We start from the raw sequence: 19,776 nt of genomic DNA on the forward strand, positions 1-19,776 counted from the left end.
TTGCCAAAGTCGTAGTCCCAGCTTTGATCCGCTAGGTGGATCTGGCATTCGAAAATATCACGCGCGAGATCATTGGTGCTTCCTTTCAGGTTCATCGCGAGTTGGGCTACGGCTTTCTGGAGAAGGTTTATCAGAGGGCGATGCAAGTTGAACTACTACACCGTGGTTTGAAGGCCGAAGCTGAGGTCGCTTTGAAAGTACATTACCGGGGAGTGGTTGTGGGCGACTACTTCGCGGATTTGCTGATCGAAAATACCGTTATGGTGGAGTTGAAGGTGGCGGCTGGCTACTGTTCCCGCGATGAAGCCCAATTGATTAATGAGCTTAAGGCCACGGATGTTCCAGTCGGCTTGCTGATCAACTTTGGACGCGAGAAGGTGGAGTTCAAACGCCTCATGTCGCCCAATTTGCTCAAGCGGATTTAGTCTTTATCCGTGTTTGATCCTGATCATCCGTGGCTCTAATTGGCCCCCGCCTGCTTTTATCTTTCCAATCTGGCGGAGGCGTGTTGTGCTGCGAGGAAGCGTCATGACGTTGTCTCTTGCCCCAACCACTCTATTGACCGGCCTAGTGCTGCTGGTGCTCGGCGTGCTATTTGTGCTCAACCACCCGGCGTGGCAGCGAGCGATGCAGGCTTTCCCGCGCAGCGTGCTGGCCAGCTATGTGTTCATGGGCGCAGGCGGCGTATGGTTTCTCTACAAGATGCTGAACCTTTCGCCGGCGGACTTCGGGAGCTACCGGCACCTGATCTTCGGCCTCTTCGCGCTGGTGCTGGTCGGGAGCTTCGTCTACGTGAAGGATTTCCTCGCCGTGCGCGGCCTGTGTGCGCTTAGCCTGCTGCTCTGCCTGGAGATCCTGCGCAGCGCCTTTGGCTGGTACGAGCTGCCGCAGCGGCTCTTCCTCGTCGGCTTTGCCTACCTCGTGATCCTGGCCTGCCTGGTGCTCGGCCATTCGCCGTGGATCCTGCGCAACTTTTTCGAATGGCTCTACGCGGGCGCGGGCCGCAGCCGGATGGTGGGTGGCGCGATGGCCGTGTATGGCTTGCTCTTGATCGGCGTTACGTTTACCTACTAATCGGCGGTGGGTGACATTCCGGTTGCACATGCCCTCGCCACCCCACTATAAACAGACCACCGAACACACACTTTGAGCGGGATTATGACCATCGGCGAACGACTGGAAGAAGCACGGAAGCGTAAAGGAATCTCCATCCGAGAGGCGGCGGAGGCGACCAAGATCCGGGCCGACTACCTGATGGCGATGGAAGACGGCTCGATGACCGTGCCCCTCCCCGAGATCTACCGCCGAGGCTTTCTCCGCAATTACGCCAAGTTTCTCCGCCTCGATCCCGATCAGATCCTGACCGATTACGAGACCAACAATGCGCGGCTGGCGCAGCAAGCGGCCAACCAGAGCCATCGAGGGGGCGGCCTGCGCGAGACCTTTGGTCGCATGGAGCTGCCGGGTCAGGAAGACGTGTTGGCCGAGAGCGAATACACCGGCCGTCCACGGCGTCAGGGTGAAGAGGAAGAAGACCGTAGCGATGCCAAGGAAAAGAAGGAAGACACTTCCAAGAGCCTGCCCATCCCTACCTCCTACCTGATGGCCGCCGTCGGGGTGGTCGCATTTGTCATCGTAGGCATCCTGGTGTGGCTCATCGTCCTGCTGAGCCGCGGCGATTCCTCGCCTGAAGTCGTCTCGCCCCCCACCACGCAAGGGCAAAGCCTGGGCGGCGGTCCTCGCCCGCTCAACAGCTCGCCCTACGCCACCGACAGCCTGATCATCCGGGCCACCGATACGGTTACGCTGATCGTGACCAACGATACCACCGGCGAGCGCCTCTTCCGCGGCACCCTGCTCGCGGGCGAAAGCACCGACCCCATCCCGCGCAATGGCCCGCTCCAGATTCGTTTTACCGACGGCGAGGCGCTCGTGCTCGAATACGACGGCCAGCAACACACCCTGCAGGCCGGCGGTCGCGGTTATACGACGATCGATTAGAGTCGGTTAAGGCTATACGCCAACGTAGTTTTGCGCTTGCCAAGGGGTTGATTCTCACGCCATTACGCGAGGTCAAAAACCTCTTGGTCTAACTGTTTTTTAGCTTAATCTTCCCAGGCATTGGCCGTAAGAAAAAGCCTTTAAATTGTATAGACTTGTCATTACATAACGCCCAATTAGATTATCCATGAAAGATTTCGTTTGCTCTCTTCTTTTCGCCTCTGTCGCGCCACTGGCGACCAATGCAGCCATTGTCCTTTTCGAAGATTTTGAAGATTCCGCGGTAGCCTACAGCCTGTCGGATGCGGAAGCTTCCGATGGCCTCAACGACTACTGGGGCCGCGTCGACAGCGACGGCATCAGCATTAGCGCGGCGAATTCCTTCGGCACCCCTCCCTCGGGCACGAGCTTCTTTGCGGCCGAAGATATTGGTAAGGATCCCGGCATTACGGGCACCGGCTATGTCACCTTCGAAAACGTCGCCATTGCCGGGCTGGCGGACCTGTCGATTGGCGCCTATTTTGCCTCCTCCTACGAGAGCGGCTACTTTTGGTCCGACGGTGATCTCGTGACCGTGCAATATCAGATCGACGGCGGCGGCTACACTGATCTCTTTCAGATCACCCACAACGGCTCCGGCCGGGCGGCAGTGGACAGCAATTTCGACGGCTTAGGCGAAGGTACCACCATCGGCCAATTCCAGCCGTTTTCGTGGGCTATCGAGGGGACTGGCTCCCTGCTAGATTTGCGCATCGGCGCGGCCAGCCTGGGTGGCGCCGTGAGCATCGCATTTGACGATGTGAGCGTCTCTGGCACGGCCATCCCCGAGCCCAAGACCTACGCCCTGGTGCTCGGCTCACTCGCCGCGTTCGGCCTCGCCTTCCGGCGCCGCCAAGCCTAGTCGACCACAATCGGTGAGCTATACTTTGAGCCCGCGAAGGATTGCTTCGCGGCTTTTTTAGGCGGCCTCCAGCAAATCCGAGCTGGAAGCTGACGATGTCGACGGTTCGGTCGACTTCAACGGTACCACCTTCAAGCTCAACGCCGCCTACTTCATCACCAACGCCCTGTCGGTCGGTGGCGATTTCAACTACCGCCCCTGTGCTTAGGTGCGGATGAGGGGCTACAACTACGTCATGACGGGCGATGTGGGCTATCTGGACGACGTGACGGCCAAGGGCTTTACCTTCAGCCTCGGCCTGACGGTGTTCTTCTTCGGCAATTAAGCCGCCTAAAGTTAGGATCTGCCCTTTAAAAGCCTTTTAGCCCGTTCGCTGGTCGCGGACGGGCTTGTTTGTTTAGTGCGATCTGTGCGTGGCTTTACAGCGACGCGGCAGGCTTGACGAGTCCGAACTGGATCGAGGCGCGGGTGAGGCCAGCCACATTGTGCACCTTCAGCTTTTGCATCAGGTGTGTGCGGTGGACGTCGGCCGTGCGCACGGAGATGCTCAACTTGGAGGCAATCTCCTTGGTCGTATGGCCTTCTCCAATCAGCTGCAGCACCTCGCGCTCACGCGTGGTGAGGCTCTCCAGGCTGCCGTCGGAAGGCTGCACGCTGAGCAGCTCCGGCATGCGGCGCAGGATTTCGGGGCTGTAATACGATTGGCCCGAGGCGACCGACTTGAGGGCCTTGCGCATTTCTTCGAGGCCGGCGGTCTTTTCGATGATGCCGTCGGCTTTCGACAGCAATACCCGCTTGATGCGTGCGAGGTTGAAGATGCCGCTCACCACGAGGATCCGGATCTCCGGGCGGTCGGCCTTCAGGCGCTGCACGATCTCCATCCCATTGAGCCCTGGCAGATGCAGGTCGCAGATGAGGACGTCGGGTTTCTTCAGTTGGCATTGGCGGAGGCCTTCGGTGCCATCGCCATGAGCACCGACCACTTCGAGGTCGATCTCAGTCTCGATCAAGCCCGACAGCAGATCACACAATAGCTTGTCGTCTTCTATGATGTAGACTGTTTGCATTCCAGGGTTTGCTCCTTCGACCGGGGGAATTCCCAGTAGTTCCAACTGTAATATTACGGCAGCAACGCAAGTAAATTTACCAGCTCTTGCCAGAAAATGCAAAGGGCGGATAGGTCAAAGACCTATCCGCCCCAGTTTTATTTCTAGTTTAGCTTAGGATGTTCCCGTGATTAGCGGAAACGGAAACCCGTCCAGGAACCCCCGGTGTAGGAGGACACGGAGCTGAGGCTGAGCGGTTGACGACGCACCAGCGGCTTCGCGGGACGAGACTCCTTATGATTACGGATCGCAGTGTTTTGCGTATTCATTGTCTGTGTTGGTAGATGACCGGAAAAATTTCCCGTCAAAAGTCTCTTTCCGTAATCTTTCTTAAAGAACTGACACGAACGTATTACGCCCGGGTGAAAAATGCAAGCAAAATCCGAGAAAATCGTTGACACTTTTGATCTGATCTCGTTTTAGCCGCCAAAATAGCGGTACCGCAGACAAAGGGCGGGCAGATTTTGGTCTGCCCGCCCCGTTTATTTTCTATTTTATCGTGTAGGTACCCTTACCGGAGCTTGGCGAACGTCCAGGCCGTCCCGATGCGGTTCGACTTGGTGAGCGCTTTCCAGGTCTCGGCCAGGGCCAGTTGCTTGGTCGCACTAGCTGCTTTCTGGTCGCGGATCCGAGGTGTGCGCGGTGTCATTTTTCGCTTCCTGGGTTGGAATGGCGGGCTGATTCCCGCCAAAGACCGGACCCGAACCGCGGAAAGAACTGGTGCCAAGCTAGCCGGAGGGACGTTTTATTGCAAGCATGGCCGCCTTTTAGGGCTCGGTTACGGCGCTCGGTAGGTTGTTTTACGTATGCACTCGTGGAATAGACCCAGAATCGGGAGCGTAATCCGCTATCTTTGGCATGATGGTTAGGCTTATGCCTGATCCGCAGGATAACAGGATAGCGTAAGTGTAATTGGCGCTTGCGTCTAATCCAGATACCCTCCTGAAGACGAGCAACTTACGCAGCAAGTTACGCGATTCCACGAATAGTTTGGAAGACAATAAGCGAGTATTCTAGGATCATGGCAACAACCCTGCGATTCCTGGTCTGCTTCTTCTCCATCCTCTGTGGCACCCAATTGACTTTCGCAGGTGCGCCCGTCTCCTCCGTCTCGCCCGAGCAAGCTCTGAGCGATGCCGAGCAACTGGCGAGCCTCCGCCCCGACTGGAGCGTGTTTCAGGCCGCCGGTAATTCGATGGAGCCTTTTTTCGGCAGCAACTCGCTGCTGATCGTGCAAGCGGTTGACACTGCGAGCCTGCGCCCCGGCATGATCGCTGTCTACCGCGACGCCGAAGGCGATCTGGTCGGCCACCAAGTGGTGAGCATTGGCGCTGAGATCCTGGCCAAGGGCGCCAACAATGCGGTGATCGACCCGACCGTCGTCCGCGCCGACAACCTGGTGGGCATCGTGGTGGGCATGCTCCACGCCGCCGATACTCAGACGACCGCCCTGCAAGTCGTCCACGGGAAGCGCTACTAGCCTTTAGCAGACAGAGACAAGACAGATAGACAGAATCGTTGTTGCCGAAAAGGGCCGGTATCGCAGCCGGCTCTTTTCTTTTGACTGCGGGAAGGGCCCGCTAAGGCCGCTCAGGGCGCCGTGGTGGGCGTATTGGTGTAGAGCACGGTATAGACGACGCCGATGAGGTTATCGGGCGTCACATACTCATCGTCGAGCGTGCGGTTGTTATCGCCCATCGCGATCCAGCCTTTGGGCGAGCGCTTGAGCAGCCGGTGCGTCACGATCTTGTTCTGTGCGTTGCGGTAGGCCACCACCATCTCGGCCTCCAGGTCTTCAAAGGCGATGGGGGCGTAGACGATGACGGTGTCTTCGCCGTAGAGCGGCATCATGGAGGTGCCGCCGCCGAGGACGGAGGAGCGCCCTTCCCCACCCTGCTCCACACGCTTGGCCGCCACGATGGCCTGCCGTACGGTGGTGGGCGAGGTGGGCGGTGGCGTGGCCTGGCTGCCGGTGGTTTCGCAGCCGGCGAGGGCCAGCAGCGCGATTGCAGGCAGGGAGGCAAAAAAAGACCGATGCTCGGAAGCCATCGCTTCTGAACATCGGTCGATTGCGGAAATCCTTTACGCAGTAGGGCTACGAGCGCTTGCTCTCGGCCACGATCTTTTGGACGACTGCGAAGCGGGCCTTGGTCTCGAGCTCTTCGAGCACGGCCGGGTCTTCGCCGGAGGTGCGGGCCTCGGTGAGGGCTTGCTCGGCATCCAGGCGCGCGCGTTCGAGCACGCTGGCGTCGATGGCCTTCACTTCGATGGCGGCCTCGGTCAGCACGCGCACTTCGTCGCCGATGACTTCGATGAAGCCTTTGTCGATGGCGATGGACTCGGAGCCTTGGCCCTGGAAGTAGCGCAGCTCACCCGGTTCGATCATGGTGAGCAGCGGGATGTGGCCCGGCAGCACGTCGATCTCGCCGCCCTCTTCGGTGGGCAGCACCACGTGGTCCACCATACTGCTGAAGACGAGGCGTTCGGGGGTGACGATTTCGAGCTTGAGCGGCATGGGCTTAGTCCTGGTTGCTCTCGTGGGCCTTGATCACGGCGTCGATGCTCGACTTGTAGCGGAAGTCGGCTTCGTCGATGTGGTCGAGCTCGCCATCGAGGATCATCTTGAAGCCCTTGATGGTTTCCTCGATCGGCACGATCACACCGGGGATACCGGTGAAGACTTCGGCCACGTGGAAGGGCTGCGAGAGGAAGTTCTGGATCTTGCGGGCGCGGTAGACGGAGAGCTTGTCGTCGGGCGAGAGCTCGTCGATACCGAGAATCGCGATGATGTCCTGCAGGTCCTTGTAGCGCTGGAGCACGCTTTGCACGCCACGGGCCACTTCGAAGTGCTCCTTGCCCACCACTGCGGGGTCGAGGGCGGTGGAGGTGGAGGAAAGCGGGTCGACGGCCGGGTAGATGCCCAGCTCGGCAATACGGCGCTCGAGCACGATGGTGGAGTCCAAGTGGGCGAAGGTGTTGGCCGGCGCAGGGTCGGTCAAGTCGTCGGCCGGCACGTAAACCGCCTGGAAGGAGGTGATGGAGCCCTTCTTGGTGGAGGTAATGCGCTCCTGGAGGTTACCCATCTCGGTGGCGAGCGTCGGCTGGTAGCCCACCGCGGAGGGGGAGCGACCGAGCAGCGCGGACACTTCGGAACCGGCTTGCGAGAAACGGAAGATGTTGTCGACGAAGAGCAGCACGTCCAGGCCTTGCTCGTCGCGGAAGTATTCCGCCATCGAGAGGCCGGTGAGGGCCACGCGCATACGGGCGCCGGGCGGCTCGTTCATCTGGCCGTAGCACAGGGCCACCTTGGAGTTTTCGATGTTCTTCTGGTCGATCACGCCAGCATCGCTCATTTCCCAGTAAAGGTCGTTACCTTCGCGGGAGCGCTCACCGACGCCGCAGAACACGGAGTAACCGCCGTAGCTCTTCGCGATGTTGTTGATGAGCTCCATGATGACGACGGTCTTGCCCACGCCGGCACCGCCGAACGCGCCGACCTTGCCACCCTTGGTGAAGGGGCAGATCAGGTCGATCACCTTGATGCCGGTCGCGAGGATCTCGGCCTTGGTCGATTGCTCGACGAGGGGGGGCGGCTGGCGGTGGATCTCGTAACGCTTTTCGTAGGTCACGGGGCCGCGCTCGTCGACGGGGTCGCCCACGACGTTGAAGATACGGCCGAGCACGCCTTCACCGACGGGCACGGAGATGGCGGCCTGGGTGTCGACGATGTCCATGCCGCGCACGAGGCCTTCGGTGCTGCTCATGGCAACGGCGCGGACGCGGCCTTCGCCCAAGTGCTGCTGCACTTCGAGCACCAGCTTGGTCTCTTGGCCGTCGACTGTGTAGTGCACTTCGAGCGCACCGTAAATGGCGGGCACTTTCTCAGCGGAAAATTGCGCGTCGACAACGGCGCCGAGGACTTGAACGATTTTACCAACGTTTTGGCTCATGAGCGTAAAGGTGAGAAATGGTTTGGGAAAAGTCGCCGGGCTTTAGTTGGAAGAGGCGGCGGCGGTGATTTCGAGAATTTCTTGAGTGATGGCGGCTTGGCGCGCCTTGTTGTACTGGAGCGTCAGCGAGTTGCCGAGCTTCTTGGCGTTGTCGGTGGCGGCCTTCATGGCCACCATCCGCGCACTGTGCTCGGAGGCGCGTGCGTCGAGCAGGCGCTGGTAGATTTCGCGCTTGATGAAGCGGTCGAGGAGCTGTTCGAGGATGGCCTCGGGGCTGGGCTCGAACTTCATGTCGCGCTGGTCTTGCACGCGCTCAATGCCGGCGGCTTCGTGGGCTGCAGTCAGCTGCACGTGGAACTCGGGCAGCGGCAGGAAGGTCTCGCGGGTGGGCACCTGCACGAGGGTGTTCTTGAACTTGGGGTAGAGCACCTCGACAGTGTCGATCTCGCCCTTCTTGTAGAGATCGATCATCATTTCGACGATCGGGCGCAGCTCGGCAAAGCGGGCCTCCTCCGTCACCTCAAAGCTGGCTTCGAGGTTGCGGTGGGTGCGCGCGATGAACTGCTTGATCTTGCGGCCCACGGTAAAGAACTTCGTCTCGGCCGGGAGCTGCGTCACCTCACGGAAGAGGTTGGAGTTGAGCGGGCCCGCCAGGCCGCGGTCGGAGCTGATGACCAGCACACCGCGCACGTTGACCGGGCGCTCTTCGAAGAACGGGTGCTCGAACTCCGGCTGATTCTCCAGCAGGGCGTCCAGCAGGCGGGCGAGCAGCTCGGCGTAAGGGCGGCCTTGGATGGCCGCGTCTTGGGCGCGCTTCATCTTGGAAGCGGCGACCAGCTGCATTGCCCGGGTGATCTTGCCGGTGTTCTTGACCGCGCGGATGCGGTTGCGGATGTCGCGAAGGTTGGCCATGGGAGCGGTGGGAGGGAGAGCTGGGAAGCGCCGCTAATGGGCGCTCCCCGGTGAGACTTGTTAGCCGTTCCAGCTTTGCTTCCAGGCATCGACCGCCGCACGCAGCTTGGCAGTCGAATCGTCCGTCAGCTTCTTTTCCTTGAGGATCAGGTCGAGCACGTCGCGCTTGCCGGTCTCGAGGTATTCCTGGAGGTTTTCGGAGGCGGCGCGGACCTTCTCCGTCGCGATGTCGTCGAAGTAGTTGTTCTGGAGGGCCCAGAGGATCGACACCTGCACTTCGGTCGGCTTGGGGCTGTAGGCGGGCTGCTTGAAGAGCTCGACCGTACGGGCACCGCGCTCGAGTTGGCGCTTGGTGCGCGCGTCGAGGTCGGAGCCGAACTGGGCGAAGGCGGCCAGTTCGCGGTAGGCGGCCAGCTCGAGCTTCACCTTGCCGGCGACTTGCTTGGTGGCCTTGATCTGGGCGGCAGAACCCACGCGGCTCACCGAGATACCGACGTTGACGGCGGGGCGGATACCTTGGTTGAAGAGGTCCGTCTCGAGGAAGATCTGGCCGTCGGTGATGGAAATGACGTTGGTCGGGATGTAGGCCGAAACGTCGCCCGCCTGGGTTTCGATGATCGGCAGCGCCGTGAGCGAGCCGTTGCCGTTGTCTTCGTTGACGCGGGCGGAGCGCTCGAGCAGGCGGCTGTGCAGGTAGAACACGTCACCGGGGTAGGCTTCGCGGCCGGCCGGGCGCTTGAGGATCAGCGAGATCTGGCGGTAGGCGGCGGCGTGCTTGGAAAGGTCGTCATACACGATCAGCGCGTCCATGCCGTTGAGCATGAACCACTCGCCCATGGCGCAACCGGCGTAGGGGGCCAGGTATTGGTTGGTGGCGTTTTCGGCCGCCGCAGCGGTGACGATGATGGTGTATTCGAGGGCACCGGCGCGCTCGAGGGCGTTGACGGTGCGGGCGATGTTGGCCTGCTTTTGGCCGACTGCCACGTAAATGCTGTAGACCGGGCGGAAGCCTTCGGGGAAGGTGCCGTCGGCTTGCTTGGCCTGGTTGTTGATGTTGGCCTGGTTGATGATCGTGTCGATCGCGATCGTCGTCTTGCCGGTCTGGCGGTCGCCAATGATCAGCTCGCGCTGGCCACGGCCGATCGGGATCATCGAGTCGACGGCCATGATGCCGGTTTGCATCGGCTGGTCGACGCCCTTGCGGGGGATGATGCCCGGGGCGATCTTTTCGATCGGGTAGTATTCGGTGGCCTCGATCGGGCCTTTGCCGTCGACCGGCTGGCCGAGGGCGTCGACCGTGCGGCCGAGCATGACGCGGCCGACGGGCACCTGGAGGAGGCGGCCGGTCGTCTTGACGGTGTCCCCTTCCTTCAGCTCGGCGACGTCGCCGAGGGCCACAACGCCCACGGTGTCTTCTTCGAGGTTGAGGGCGATGCCCTTGATGCCGTTGTCGAACTCGAGGAGCTCGTTATACATGACGGCGGAAAGGCCTTCGACGCGGGCGACGCCGTCGGCGACGGTCACGACTTTGCCGGTGTTGGTCTGCGCAACGCCGGTCGTCAGGCTCGCGATTTCTTTTTCAATCTGTTCCAGCAGGCTACTCATCGCTTGGGAGGGAAAGGTAAATTAGTTTACGGAAAGGGCCAGGCGGTTCAGGGAACCTGCCACGGAAGCATCATACACATTGTCGCCCACGGTCACACGCAGGCCACCGATCAGGTCGGGGTTTTCGACCAGGCGGGGCGTCACCTGATGGCCGGTCTCGGCCGTAAAGCGGGCGACGAGGGCGTCGACTTCGCTTGGGGTGACGGGCCCGGCATGCTCGATGCGTACCTCGCGGGCGCGGATCTCGCGGTCGAGGTAGCGGATAAAGGCCTTGCAGAAGGCGCGGCGGGTGGCCAAGGGCTCGCTGCCGATCAGCTTCTGGAGGGTCGGCTGCACCTGCGCGATGGCAGGGTCGCCTTGCTCGGCCACGAGCACGGCCAGGCGCTTGGCCAACTTGGTGTGGTAAGGGTCGAGCGACATGGGAAAGTTTTAGTTGCGGGCGGCAGCCAGTTGCTCGGCGGCGGACTGGTTCAGGCGGGCCTTCTGCTCTTCGGTCAGCTCGCTACGCAGCACCTTGCTGCTGGTGAGCACGACGAGGCGGGCCACTTCCTGGCGGATTTCGGAAAGGGACTTTTCGCGTTCGAGGCGGATGGAGTCTTCCGCCCGGCGGCGCATTTCGGTGAGCTCGTTGGCCACCTTGGCGCGTTGCTCGTCCTCGTAGGCGCCGGCGCGTTCGCGGGCTTCGTGGAGGATGGCTTGGGCCTGGGCGTTGGCTTCGCGCAGGGTTTCGGCCTGGCGCTTCTCCGTCTCGGCCAGTTGGCGCTTGGATTCTTCGGCAAACTGGAGGCCGTCGGAGATCTTCTTCTGGCGCTCGTCGATGGTCTTGACCACCGGCTTGTAGGCGAAGAACCAGAGGGCGGCCATCACCAGCAGGAAGTTGATTACCTGGGCGATGAACGCGGGGCCGTTGAGGCCGAAGTCCTCGGTCAGCATCCAGTAAATGCTGTCGATGACACCTTCGGGCGCCGCGCCGGCTTCGGCGGCATGGCCCGCTTCGGCAGCGGCTAGGAAAATGAGATTCAACATGGCGGGAAGGATTGGGTGAGGCCCGAGGATAAAGAGGAGAAAAGCCGGTGCGGCCGGAGCCGCACCGGGCTAAAGGAATGACTAGAGGAAGAGGGCGTAGAACGCGATAGCTTCGGCCAGCGCCATACCGATGATGGATTGGACGAGCACCTTGCCGGAAGCACCGGGGTTGCGACCGACGGATTCGACAGCCTTGGTGCCGACGAGGCCCACACCGATAGCAGCCGCGGCGCAACCGATAGCGCCTTGGAGTTCACCCGCTTCAGCCGTGAAGGCCGCGATTTGATTGATCAGTTCCATTTGTAGGGTTCTTTAGTCGTTAACGTTGCTTCTCAATGCCCGGCACTCGGTGAGGATTGGCTACCTCTGGCACCGGTCCCATTGAAGAAAGTGTCTAAAATTGTCTAGTGGGCGTGCTCTTCGTCGCCGTGGTTGCAGATCAGGCCGATGTAAACCGCAGTCAGCAAAGTAAAGACCAAGGCTTGCACCAAACCAATCAGCAGCTCCAGGAAGTAGAAGGGCGTGGGCACGATATAAGCGACCAGCGTCGTCATGTTGGTCAGCAGGTTCTCACCGCCGAAGACGTTACCGTAGAGACGGAAGGCGAGCGAGAAGGGGCGCACCGCGATGGAGAGCACTTCGATCAGGCCCACCGCGAAGAAGATCGGGATCAGCGCCACCCAGATGCCGGTGCCGACGTCGTTGCGGTCGGCCTTGTTACCAAAGAGGTCTTTGAGCAACACGCCGGGGCCGGCGTAGCGGAAGACGAAGAAGGCCCAAGCAGCCACGGCAGAGATCACGCCGAGCGCGAAGGTGGTGTTGAAGTCCGAATTGGCGGGGCGGAACCAGTAGGTGAAGTGCCCGTGGTCGAAGGTGCCAAAAGTGCCCACGCCGGGGAGCAGGCCGCTCCAGTTGTGCATGAGGACGAAGGTAAAAATGCCCAGCAGCAGGGGCGACGTCGGGCCGATCAGCTTTTTTCCGACGATCGGCTCCATAATGTCACGAATACTGCTTACAACATTCTCTACTACTGCCTGACCACGATGAGGAACCAGTTGAGGCTTTTTGACCAGCAAGCGCACAATCAAGATCAGTATGGCCGATATCACCCAGCCCGTGACCATCGCATTGGTGATGGGTAGGCCGAGGAACTCGGTAATCTGATACGCCGTGGGGGAAACCCCGTCGGCTGCTGACAAAGGGGATGCGGCCAGAGCTGCGAAAGCAGCCAGGGAGCCGTAGAGAGGGATACGTGTGCCACCGATCATAACCAGGAGTCGCTGCAAAGCGAGAGAGTTAAAACAATGGGGATGGATAGAATGGGGGGTAGCGTCAACCCCGTAGTTGGCATTTTCTGTTGAATTGTCAGATAATTTGCGCCTGAACTTCAAGGTATTTTATAGGACCCTGCACATTGTTCGCGCGCGCCTGTAAGCAAGCGGAATCACTTTGATAAGAAAATGGAATCAAACGACCGTTCTGACTGGTCAGTCAATCTGACCCATAAACCTGATTATACCGCTTGGTTTTGCTGGGCGCTCACCGGCATCGCGCTCGTGCTGCAACCCCTGATCGCCTGGTGGCTGGTGCAGGCCTGAGCAGCACAAAAGAAGGCCTATACAGTGTTTCTGTGGCCGGGTCTAGGGTGAAACGTGTGTAAAATTTGGAGCGACTCTATATGAGGAATTAGCCCTAGTATTCCGTTTTATTAGGCATGCTGCAAAAACACCCAAAGCTTCCCTTCACTTCCCTTCAACAGAGTGCGCTGCCCCAAGGCGGCCATCCTTTCCACCTGGACGCCAGTACGGCGGTAGGCTGGTGTTTGACCACTTGCGTGCTCGTGGCGCAGCCGCTGTTGTTGCACTACCTCCGTTAAGAGGCGGAGAAGGTAGGCGCGTGCGGCAAAGGTTGGGGGCGACGGAGCCCCCGTTTTTTTGGTCGCGGTGATGGGGCGGGAGGTGCTTAGGCCTCGTCGCCTTCTTCGTCCCTTAGATCCAGCTCCGGCTCGGGCTTCTCGGGCAGCGGGAAGGGGACGGGCTCTGCCGCTACTTCCGTGCGCAGGGCCACGACCGATTGGTAACTGGCGGCGTAGTCCTGAAAAATCGAGGGGGCTTCGAAGCACCACGGCGCCGCTGCGTCGATCTGCCAGCAGGGGTGCTTGTGCAGGTGGTTGAGCGTCCAGGTAAAGAAACCGGCGTGGTCGGTCCGGAAATAGAGGGGCGCACCAGGGGAGCACTTCCCGGCGAGCAGGTGGAGGAAGTCGGCCTGGATCAGGCGGTTTTTATGATGTCGAGACTTCGGCCACGGGTCGTTGAACAAAATCAGGCAACGGCCAATGCGCACGTGCTCGGGCAGGCAGTGCAAGAATTCGCGCGCCTCGGCCCGGATGAAGCGGAGGTTGTCGAGGCCTTGATTTCCTCGCTTGCGGTTGGCGCGGGCGATGCGCTGGCGGATGATGTCGATGCCGATGCAGGGCTCCGTGGGGAAGGCCTCGGCGTAGGCGGTGAGGTAGTGGCCGTGGCCGCAACCCAGCTCGACGGTCAGCTCGACCGGCTCGGGGAAGAGGCTCAGCAGTTCCTGGCGGAGGTCCTCGCGGCGGGTGCGGACGTGGTCGACAAATTGCGCGTAGCTTTCTTCTTTCGGTGCTTTCACGGAAAGGCTCATGAAAAGGTGTGCAGCCCCTTCCCCACCCTACCCGGCGAGGGCTTCGGTGGAGGCGAAGGGCAGGTAGAAGCCCATGCGGGTAAACTCGTGCACGCGGCTTTCGACGCGTACCTCGCCGCCGTGCAGCATGATGATGTGCTTGGCGATGCTGAGGCCCAGGCCGGTGCCGCCGGACTCGCGGGAGCGGCCTTTGTCGACGCGGTAGAAGCGCTCGAAGACGTGCGGCAGGTCGTTGGGCGGGATGCCTTGCCCGTTGTCTTCGATGAAGGCCCAGACGCCCTTGGCTTCGACTTTGGTCTGCACCTTCAGGCGCGTGAAACCGCGGGCGTGGCGCAGGACGTTTTCGAGCATGTTTTCCACCACCTGCGTGAGGCGGATGGTATCGACCGGAACCTTGTCGTGCTCCTGATCCCATTCGCAGACCAGCTCCGTGCCTTCGGGCAGGCGCATGGAAAAGTTGTCGACGATCTCGGCAAGGAGGAGGCGCAGCGAGGCGGCCTCGCGCTTGAGGATGCGGTCGTTGCCTTCGAGGCGGGAGAGCAGCAGCAGCTCTTCGAGCAGGTTGTGCAGGCGCACGGAGTTCTTCTGCACCTTCACCAGAAAGTGGCGCACCTCATCGCGGTCGAGGTCGTCCAGGTCGTCGAGCAGGGTATCGACGAAGCCCTTGATGATGGTGACGGGGGTGCGCAGCTCGTGCGAGACGTTGGCGACGAATTCGGTCCGGACGCGCTCGAGTCGCTTCTGCCGCGTCACATCGTGCAGCACGTAGATGGTCAGCGAGCCTTGCCCGGGGCCTTGGGCGGGCAGGAGGGCGCCAGCGACTTCGAACCACCGGTGGTTGCGGCCGATCTGCACCTCGATCTCCAACTGGGTAGGCTGCGCGCCGAGGCGGATCTGCTGTACGTAGTTGAGGAAGTCGGCGTTGCGGATGAGCGACTCGATGCGCTGGCCGTCGGGCAGTGCGCGCACGTTGAAGAGGTCGAGCAGGGCCTGATTGGCCAGCACCACCTGGTTTTGGCTATCGGCCATCATCACGGCTTCGCGCAGGCTGCCGAGGGTGGCGTTGATCTGCTCCAGGTAGCTGCGGCCGGTGGAGCTGACGCGCTCGTTTTCCTCCAGTAGTTCGTTGCAGACGGCGGCGAGGCGATCTAGCCCCGAATCGGCGGCGATGTCGCCTGCGCCGGCTTGCTCCACGAGATAGGCGCGGCGATCGCGGAGGGCGTTGGTCATCCCCTGGATGAGCCGCGTCATACGGTGCTGCCGCCAAAGGAGGAAGACGACCGTGGCCAGGAGAATGAGCCAGATCAAACCAGTCATGCCGAAGGTGGGAAGCGCCTAGCTCTCGTTGATGCGGTAGCCGACGCCGCGGACCGTCTCGATGAGGGCGGAGCGGTGGCCCAGCTTTTCGCGCAGGCGGCGGATGTGGGTGTCGATGGTGCGCGTCTCCGTGTCGGTGTCGTAGTTCCAGACGTTGACGAGGAGGTTTTCGCGCGACTGCACCCGGCCCTTGCGCTCCATCAGCAGTTTGAGCAGTTTGAACTCGGTTGCGGTGAGGTCGATGGGCTCTTCGGCCACCGTCACGGTGTGCATCTCTTCGTCGAGCAGCACGTCGGCGACTTGCAGGCGGCGGGTCGGCTCGCGGCTGTCGTTGGTCATGCGGCGGAAGATCAGGCCGATGCGCAGCACGAGTTCCTTCGCGTCGAAGGGCTTGGCGATGTAATCGTCGGCGCCGCTTTCGAGGCCCTTGATCCGGTCTTCGACTTCGCCGCGTGCGGTCAGGAAAATGATCGGCACGGTGCGGAGCTTGTTGTCCGCCCGGATCATTCGGCAAATCTTCATGCCGTCCAGATCCGGCATCATGATGTCGAGCAGGAACAGGTCGGGATTGAACTCCCGGGCCTTGCCCATGATTTGCAAAGGATCGTTGATCACTTCGACTTCGTAACCTTCGCGACGAAGCCGGTAGCTGACCAGCTCGGTCACATCCGGCTCATCGTCGACGACGAGAATGCGTTTTCCACCCGAGTTTTGCATGACCGCGACAGTTGCGCTGCCATGTAACAAACCTTTCAACGGGGGAAGCAACCTCAAAATCCCGTCGCGCTCCCCCACCCTACTGCGCCTTTCGGCCCAGGGAGATCATCAGGATGGTGATGTCGGTGGGGTTGACGCCGCTGATGCGGGAGGCTTGGCCCAGGTTGTCGGGGCGCACCGTCTGGAGTTTTTGCGCGCTCTCGGCCCGCAGGCCCGGCACCTTCTTGTAGTCGAACTCGCGGGGGATGCGGATGCGCTCAGCCTGGTCCAGTTTGGCCACCAGGCGGGCTTCGCGCTCCAGGTAGCCGGCGTAGCGGATGCGGTAGAGGATCTCGTCCTTCGTCTCGTCGCGCAGGCCATGGAACTCGGGCGGCAGCTCTACCTCGCGCTCCTTACGGATAAGGTCGGCATAGGTGCCGCCGCTGGTGGTCTGCTTTTCGAAGCGCTCGACCCATGCGTCGACGTCGCGCTTCTTTTGCTGGACGCGTGCCAGACGGTCGTCGGGCAAGAGGCCGCAGTGCTCCACATGGTGCAAGAGGCGTAGCTCGGAGCTGCTGTGGTTGAAGAGCAGGCGGTGCTCGGCCCGGCTGGTGAACATCCGGTACGGCTCCTTCGTGCCCTTCGTCACTAGGTCGTCGATCAACACGCCCGTGTAGCCCTCGTGACGGCGCAGGATGATGGGGTCTTGACCGCGCACCTTGAGGGCAGCGTTGACCCCGGCGATCAGGCCCTGTGCGCCCGCCTCTTCGTAGCCGGAAGTGCCGTTGATCTGCCCGGCGAAAAAGAGGTTTTCCACCTTCTTCGATTCGAGAGAGGCGAAGAGCTGCGTCGGTGGCGCGAAGTCGTACTCCACCGCGTAGGCCGGGCGGAGCATGACGGCATGTTCGAGGCCCGGAATGCTGTGCAGCATCTCCAGCTGGACCTCGAAGGGTAGGCTAGTTGATAGACCGTTAATATACCACTCGTCGGTGTGGCGGCCTTCCGGTTCGAGGAAGAGGCGATGTTGCTCCTTATCCTCAAACCTCACAAACTTATCCTCAATGCTTGGGCAGTAGCGCGGCCCCACCCCTTTGATCTCGCCCGAATACATGGCCGAGCGGTGGAGGTTGGCGCGCACGATCTGCTCCGTCTTTTCGCCGGTGTAGGTGATGTAGCAGGAGACCTGTTCCCAGCCGGGGTACCAGCCTTGCTTGGTCTGGCCGGGCATGCCGGCGTCAAACAGCAGCCCTCTGCCTTCTGCGGTCGGCACCTTTACGCCTTGTTCCACGTGGAACAATGGCTGGTCGGCGCGCGTGTCGTAGAAGGCGAAAAGCGTCGGCTCGGGGTCGCCCGGTTGCTCTTCCATCCCGGTGAAATCCACGGATGAGCCCAGCAGGCGGCACGGGGTGCCGGTCTTGAGGCGCTCCAGCTCGATGCCCGCCTCCAGGAAGCTGCCGGAGAGCGTGTTGGCGGAGAAATCGCCCATGCGCCCGCCTTCGGCCTTCTTTTCGCCGATGTGCATGAGGGCCTTGAGGAAGGTACCGGTGGTGACGACGACTGTCTTGGCGTGGAAGTCGATGCCGAGCTGCGTCTGCACGCCCACCACCTTGTCGCCCTTGAAGATAAGGCCCGTTACCATCGCCTGGAAGAGCGTCAAGTTCTTCTGGCGCTCCAGCGTGTGCTTCATGCGGAACTGGTAGGCCTTCTTGTCGCACTGGGCACGGGGGGCTTGCACCGCCAGTCCTTTCGATGCGTTGAGTAGGCGAAACTGGATGGCGGTGGTGTCGGTGTTGATCGCCATTTCGCCTCCGAGGGCGTCGATCTCGCGCACCATGTGGCCCTTGGCCAGCCCCCCGATGGCAGGGTTGCAACTCATGGCGGCTACCGTGTCGAGATTTCCGGTGAGCATGAGCACGCGCACGCCCATGCGGGCGGCGGCTAACGCAGCTTCGCAACCGGCGTGGCCGGCGCCGCAAACGATCACATCAAATTCCTGAGGCATAATCACTTACCGATACAAAATTTGGCAAACAGGGCGTCGAGCATCGCTTCGTTGTCGATTCGCCCGACGATTTCGCCCATGGCGTCGATGGCTTCGCGGATATCGACCGCCACCAGCTCTGTTTCAACGTCCTTGCGGAGCTTTTCGCGGGCTTTTTCCAGGCTTTCACGGGCTTTGGCGAGTGCGGTGGCGTGTCGGGCAGAGACTAAAACCGTATCTTCCTGTGGCATCACGACTTGTTCGCGCAGTAATTGTTCCACGTGGAACATTAAGTCGTTCATCCCCTGCCCGGTCTTCGCGGAGACGCGGATTTGGGGGAGATCGGCCAGTTCTGGCAGGCTCGCAGGCGTGGATGCGACGTCAATTTTGTTGAACACCACGGCCGCCGGTTTGTTGCGCAGCGCGTCTCGCACGGCTGTCGGGAGTTCGGGCATCGGGCGCGACGCGTCGACGATCAGTAGCAGGAGATCGGCGCGATTGACTTGATCCAAAGCGCGTTCAACTCCTTGCTGTTCAATCGCATCGGCGGTTTGGTGGATGCCGGCAGTGTCGACCACGCGTAGCAGAAACGGGCCGATCATCAAGCTGGCCTCAAGGTAATCGCGCGTCGTGCCGGGGATGTCGCTGACGATGGCGCGCTCTTCGCCGAGGATGCGGTTGAGCAGGCTGCTCTTGCCCGCATTCGGTTCGCCCAGGATGACGGTGCGCACGCCGTCCTGCAAAAGCTGCTTGTAATGGCTGGTTGCTTCCAGCCGTTGCATTTCGTCGATCAAGGCGGCGAGTTCCTGCGCCGGGCCGGCCTGGTCTTCGGGAGGAAGGTCTTCTTCCGGGAAGTCGATATAGGCTTCAAGGTGAGCGGAGACGCCGAGCAAGCGCATGACAAAAGCGTCGATGGTGCGGCCGACTTCACCGGAGAGCTGGCGTTGCGCGGCGGCCAGGCCGGCTTTGCTTCGGGCGTTGATCACCTCGACGATGGATTCGGCCTGTGTGAGGTCGAGTTTGCCGTTGAGGAAGGCGCGGCGGGTGAATTCTCCGGGCTCTGCGAGGCGACAGCCGCGATTGACCAAGTCTTCAAGGATGAGCTGGAGGATCAAGGGGCTCCCGTGCGGCATCAATTCCAGCATGGCTTCGCCGGTGAAGCTGTGGCCTTGCGGGTATTGCAGACAGACCAGTTCGTCTATGTGCGTGCCGTTGGAATCCTGATACTTGGCCAAGGTGGCTTGGCGAGACTGTAGTGGTTTTGTTCGTACAAAAACTTGGTCCGCAAGTTGGGCCGCCTTCGGGCCGCTGACCCGGATGATGGCAAGTGCGCCACTCCCGGGCGGCGTCGCCACCGCCACAATAGTATCCGATCCATCCATCCCTTTAAGATAGAACAACTCCGGCCTCGGGTGCAATCGCCGTCGTCAGCAGTCTTTAAGGGGCCTTTGGGGGTGGTGTTCCACGTGGAACAATGGCTTTAGAGGCGTAGATTTTTGGCTGAGAAAGCAGAAAATTTCAAAAAAGGCCCGTAAGAATGCATTTCTTCGTCGCCTTTTGATCGCCTGAAACGGGTTTTTACGCTGTGCAGTGTGCATTTCTCTGCCCTTTTCGACG

The 19,776-nt window shown here is 60.9% G+C and carries 22 protein-coding genes; 6 read left to right on the top strand and 16 right to left on the bottom strand.

Annotation, left to right across the window (positions count from 1 at the left end; all coding sequences use genetic code 11):
• Positions 1-35 precede the first annotated feature (35 nt).
• From Q7P63_09875 to Q7P63_09890, 4 genes are all read left to right on the top strand, one after another.
• A complete protein-coding gene (locus Q7P63_09875) occupies positions 36-425 on the top strand; it encodes a GxxExxY protein (protein MDP0500396.1) in 390 nt (129 codons plus the stop codon).
• 103 nt (positions 426-528) lie between these two features.
• Positions 529-1,074 carry a hypothetical protein gene (locus tag Q7P63_09880; GenBank protein MDP0500397.1) on the top strand — a complete coding sequence of 182 codons (546 nt, stop codon included), beginning with the start codon at positions 529-531 and terminating at the stop codon, positions 1,072-1,074.
• An 84-nt stretch (positions 1,075-1,158) separates the two neighbouring features.
• Positions 1,159-2,001: a helix-turn-helix domain-containing protein gene (locus tag Q7P63_09885; protein MDP0500398.1), complete on the top strand. Its 843-nt coding sequence runs from the start codon at positions 1,159-1,161 to the stop codon at positions 1,999-2,001.
• Between the two features lie 187 nt (positions 2,002-2,188).
• On the top strand, positions 2,189-2,902 hold the full coding sequence (locus Q7P63_09890; protein ID MDP0500399.1) for a hypothetical protein: 714 nt from the start codon (positions 2,189-2,191) through the stop codon (positions 2,900-2,902).
• A 419-nt stretch (positions 2,903-3,321) separates the two neighbouring features.
• Here Q7P63_09890 and Q7P63_09895 read toward each other — a convergent pair whose 3' ends face one another.
• Both Q7P63_09895 and Q7P63_09900 read right to left on the bottom strand, forming a co-directional pair.
• Entirely contained in the window at positions 3,322-3,969 is a 648-nt protein-coding gene (locus tag Q7P63_09895; GenBank protein ID MDP0500400.1) for a response regulator transcription factor, read from the bottom strand.
• Between the two features lie 550 nt (positions 3,970-4,519).
• Complete coding sequence (locus Q7P63_09900; GenBank protein MDP0500401.1) at positions 4,520-4,657, bottom strand: hypothetical protein; 138 nt, start codon at positions 4,655-4,657, stop codon at positions 4,520-4,522.
• Positions 4,658-5,029: 372 nt separating this feature from the next.
• On the opposite strand from Q7P63_09900, the gene Q7P63_09905 reads away from it, so the two are divergent.
• Positions 5,030-5,488, top strand: a complete 459-nt coding sequence (locus Q7P63_09905) for a hypothetical protein (GenBank protein ID MDP0500402.1) — start codon at positions 5,030-5,032, stop codon at positions 5,486-5,488.
• 110 nt (positions 5,489-5,598) lie between these two features.
• Here Q7P63_09905 and Q7P63_09910 read toward each other — a convergent pair whose 3' ends face one another.
• The 9 genes from Q7P63_09910 to Q7P63_09950 all read right to left on the bottom strand — a co-directional run bounded on the left by Q7P63_09910 (position 5,599) and on the right by Q7P63_09950 (position 12,625).
• Complete coding sequence (locus Q7P63_09910; protein ID MDP0500403.1) at positions 5,599-6,057, bottom strand: S24/S26 family peptidase; 459 nt, start codon at positions 6,055-6,057, stop codon at positions 5,599-5,601.
• Positions 6,058-6,103: 46 nt separating this feature from the next.
• Positions 6,104-6,523 carry an ATP synthase F1 subunit epsilon gene (gene atpC, locus Q7P63_09915; protein ID MDP0500404.1) on the bottom strand — a complete coding sequence of 140 codons (420 nt, stop codon included), beginning with the start codon at positions 6,521-6,523 and terminating at the stop codon, positions 6,104-6,106.
• 4 nt (positions 6,524-6,527) lie between these two features.
• Positions 6,528-7,958, bottom strand: coding sequence for a F0F1 ATP synthase subunit beta (atpD, locus tag Q7P63_09920; protein MDP0500405.1), 1,431 nt, complete (start codon positions 7,956-7,958; stop codon positions 6,528-6,530).
• Positions 7,959-8,000: 42 nt separating this feature from the next.
• Complete coding sequence (atpG, locus tag Q7P63_09925; GenBank protein ID MDP0500406.1) at positions 8,001-8,870, bottom strand: ATP synthase F1 subunit gamma; 870 nt, start codon at positions 8,868-8,870, stop codon at positions 8,001-8,003.
• Positions 8,871-8,930: 60 nt separating this feature from the next.
• Positions 8,931-10,475: a F0F1 ATP synthase subunit alpha gene (gene atpA, locus Q7P63_09930; GenBank protein ID MDP0500407.1), complete on the bottom strand. Its 1,545-nt coding sequence runs from the start codon at positions 10,473-10,475 to the stop codon at positions 8,931-8,933.
• A gap of 21 nt (positions 10,476-10,496) precedes the next feature.
• Positions 10,497-10,895 carry a F0F1 ATP synthase subunit delta gene (locus Q7P63_09935; protein MDP0500408.1) on the bottom strand — a complete coding sequence of 133 codons (399 nt, stop codon included), beginning with the start codon at positions 10,893-10,895 and terminating at the stop codon, positions 10,497-10,499.
• 9 nt (positions 10,896-10,904) lie between these two features.
• The gene (gene atpF, locus Q7P63_09940; protein MDP0500409.1) at positions 10,905-11,501 is read right to left on the bottom strand and encodes a F0F1 ATP synthase subunit B; all 597 of its coding nucleotides are present in this window, start codon (positions 11,499-11,501) and stop codon (positions 10,905-10,907) included.
• A gap of 81 nt (positions 11,502-11,582) precedes the next feature.
• Positions 11,583-11,801, bottom strand: a complete 219-nt coding sequence (locus tag Q7P63_09945; protein MDP0500410.1) for an ATP synthase F0 subunit C — start codon at positions 11,799-11,801, stop codon at positions 11,583-11,585.
• Between the two features lie 104 nt (positions 11,802-11,905).
• Entirely contained in the window at positions 11,906-12,625 is a 720-nt protein-coding gene (locus tag Q7P63_09950; GenBank protein MDP0500411.1) for a F0F1 ATP synthase subunit A, read from the bottom strand.
• A 336-nt stretch (positions 12,626-12,961) separates the two neighbouring features.
• On the opposite strand from Q7P63_09950, the gene Q7P63_09955 reads away from it, so the two are divergent.
• Positions 12,962-13,099 carry a hypothetical protein gene (locus Q7P63_09955; GenBank protein MDP0500412.1) on the top strand — a complete coding sequence of 46 codons (138 nt, stop codon included), beginning with the start codon at positions 12,962-12,964 and terminating at the stop codon, positions 13,097-13,099.
• 364 nt (positions 13,100-13,463) lie between these two features.
• Here Q7P63_09955 and trmB read toward each other — a convergent pair whose 3' ends face one another.
• From trmB to mnmE, 5 genes are all read right to left on the bottom strand, one after another.
• On the bottom strand, positions 13,464-14,153 hold the full coding sequence (gene trmB, locus Q7P63_09960; protein ID MDP0500413.1) for a tRNA (guanosine(46)-N7)-methyltransferase TrmB: 690 nt from the start codon (positions 14,151-14,153) through the stop codon (positions 13,464-13,466).
• Positions 14,154-14,192: 39 nt separating this feature from the next.
• The gene (locus Q7P63_09965; GenBank protein MDP0500414.1) at positions 14,193-15,482 is read right to left on the bottom strand and encodes an ATP-binding protein; all 1,290 of its coding nucleotides are present in this window, start codon (positions 15,480-15,482) and stop codon (positions 14,193-14,195) included.
• Positions 15,483-15,500: 18 nt separating this feature from the next.
• Positions 15,501-16,199, bottom strand: coding sequence for a response regulator transcription factor (locus tag Q7P63_09970; GenBank protein MDP0500415.1), 699 nt, complete (start codon positions 16,197-16,199; stop codon positions 15,501-15,503).
• A 79-nt stretch (positions 16,200-16,278) separates the two neighbouring features.
• Entirely contained in the window at positions 16,279-18,180 is a 1,902-nt protein-coding gene (locus tag Q7P63_09975) for a tRNA uridine-5-carboxymethylaminomethyl(34) synthesis enzyme MnmG (GenBank protein ID MDP0500416.1), read from the bottom strand.
• Positions 18,181-18,182: 2 nt separating this feature from the next.
• Positions 18,183-19,541: a tRNA uridine-5-carboxymethylaminomethyl(34) synthesis GTPase MnmE gene (mnmE, locus tag Q7P63_09980; GenBank protein ID MDP0500417.1), complete on the bottom strand. Its 1,359-nt coding sequence runs from the start codon at positions 19,539-19,541 to the stop codon at positions 18,183-18,185.
• Positions 19,542-19,776 lie beyond the last annotated feature (235 nt).

This window comes from Verrucomicrobiota bacterium JB022 (genome assembly GCA_030673845.1).
Lineage (GTDB): Bacteria > Verrucomicrobiota > Verrucomicrobiia > Opitutales > Oceanipulchritudinaceae > WOUP01.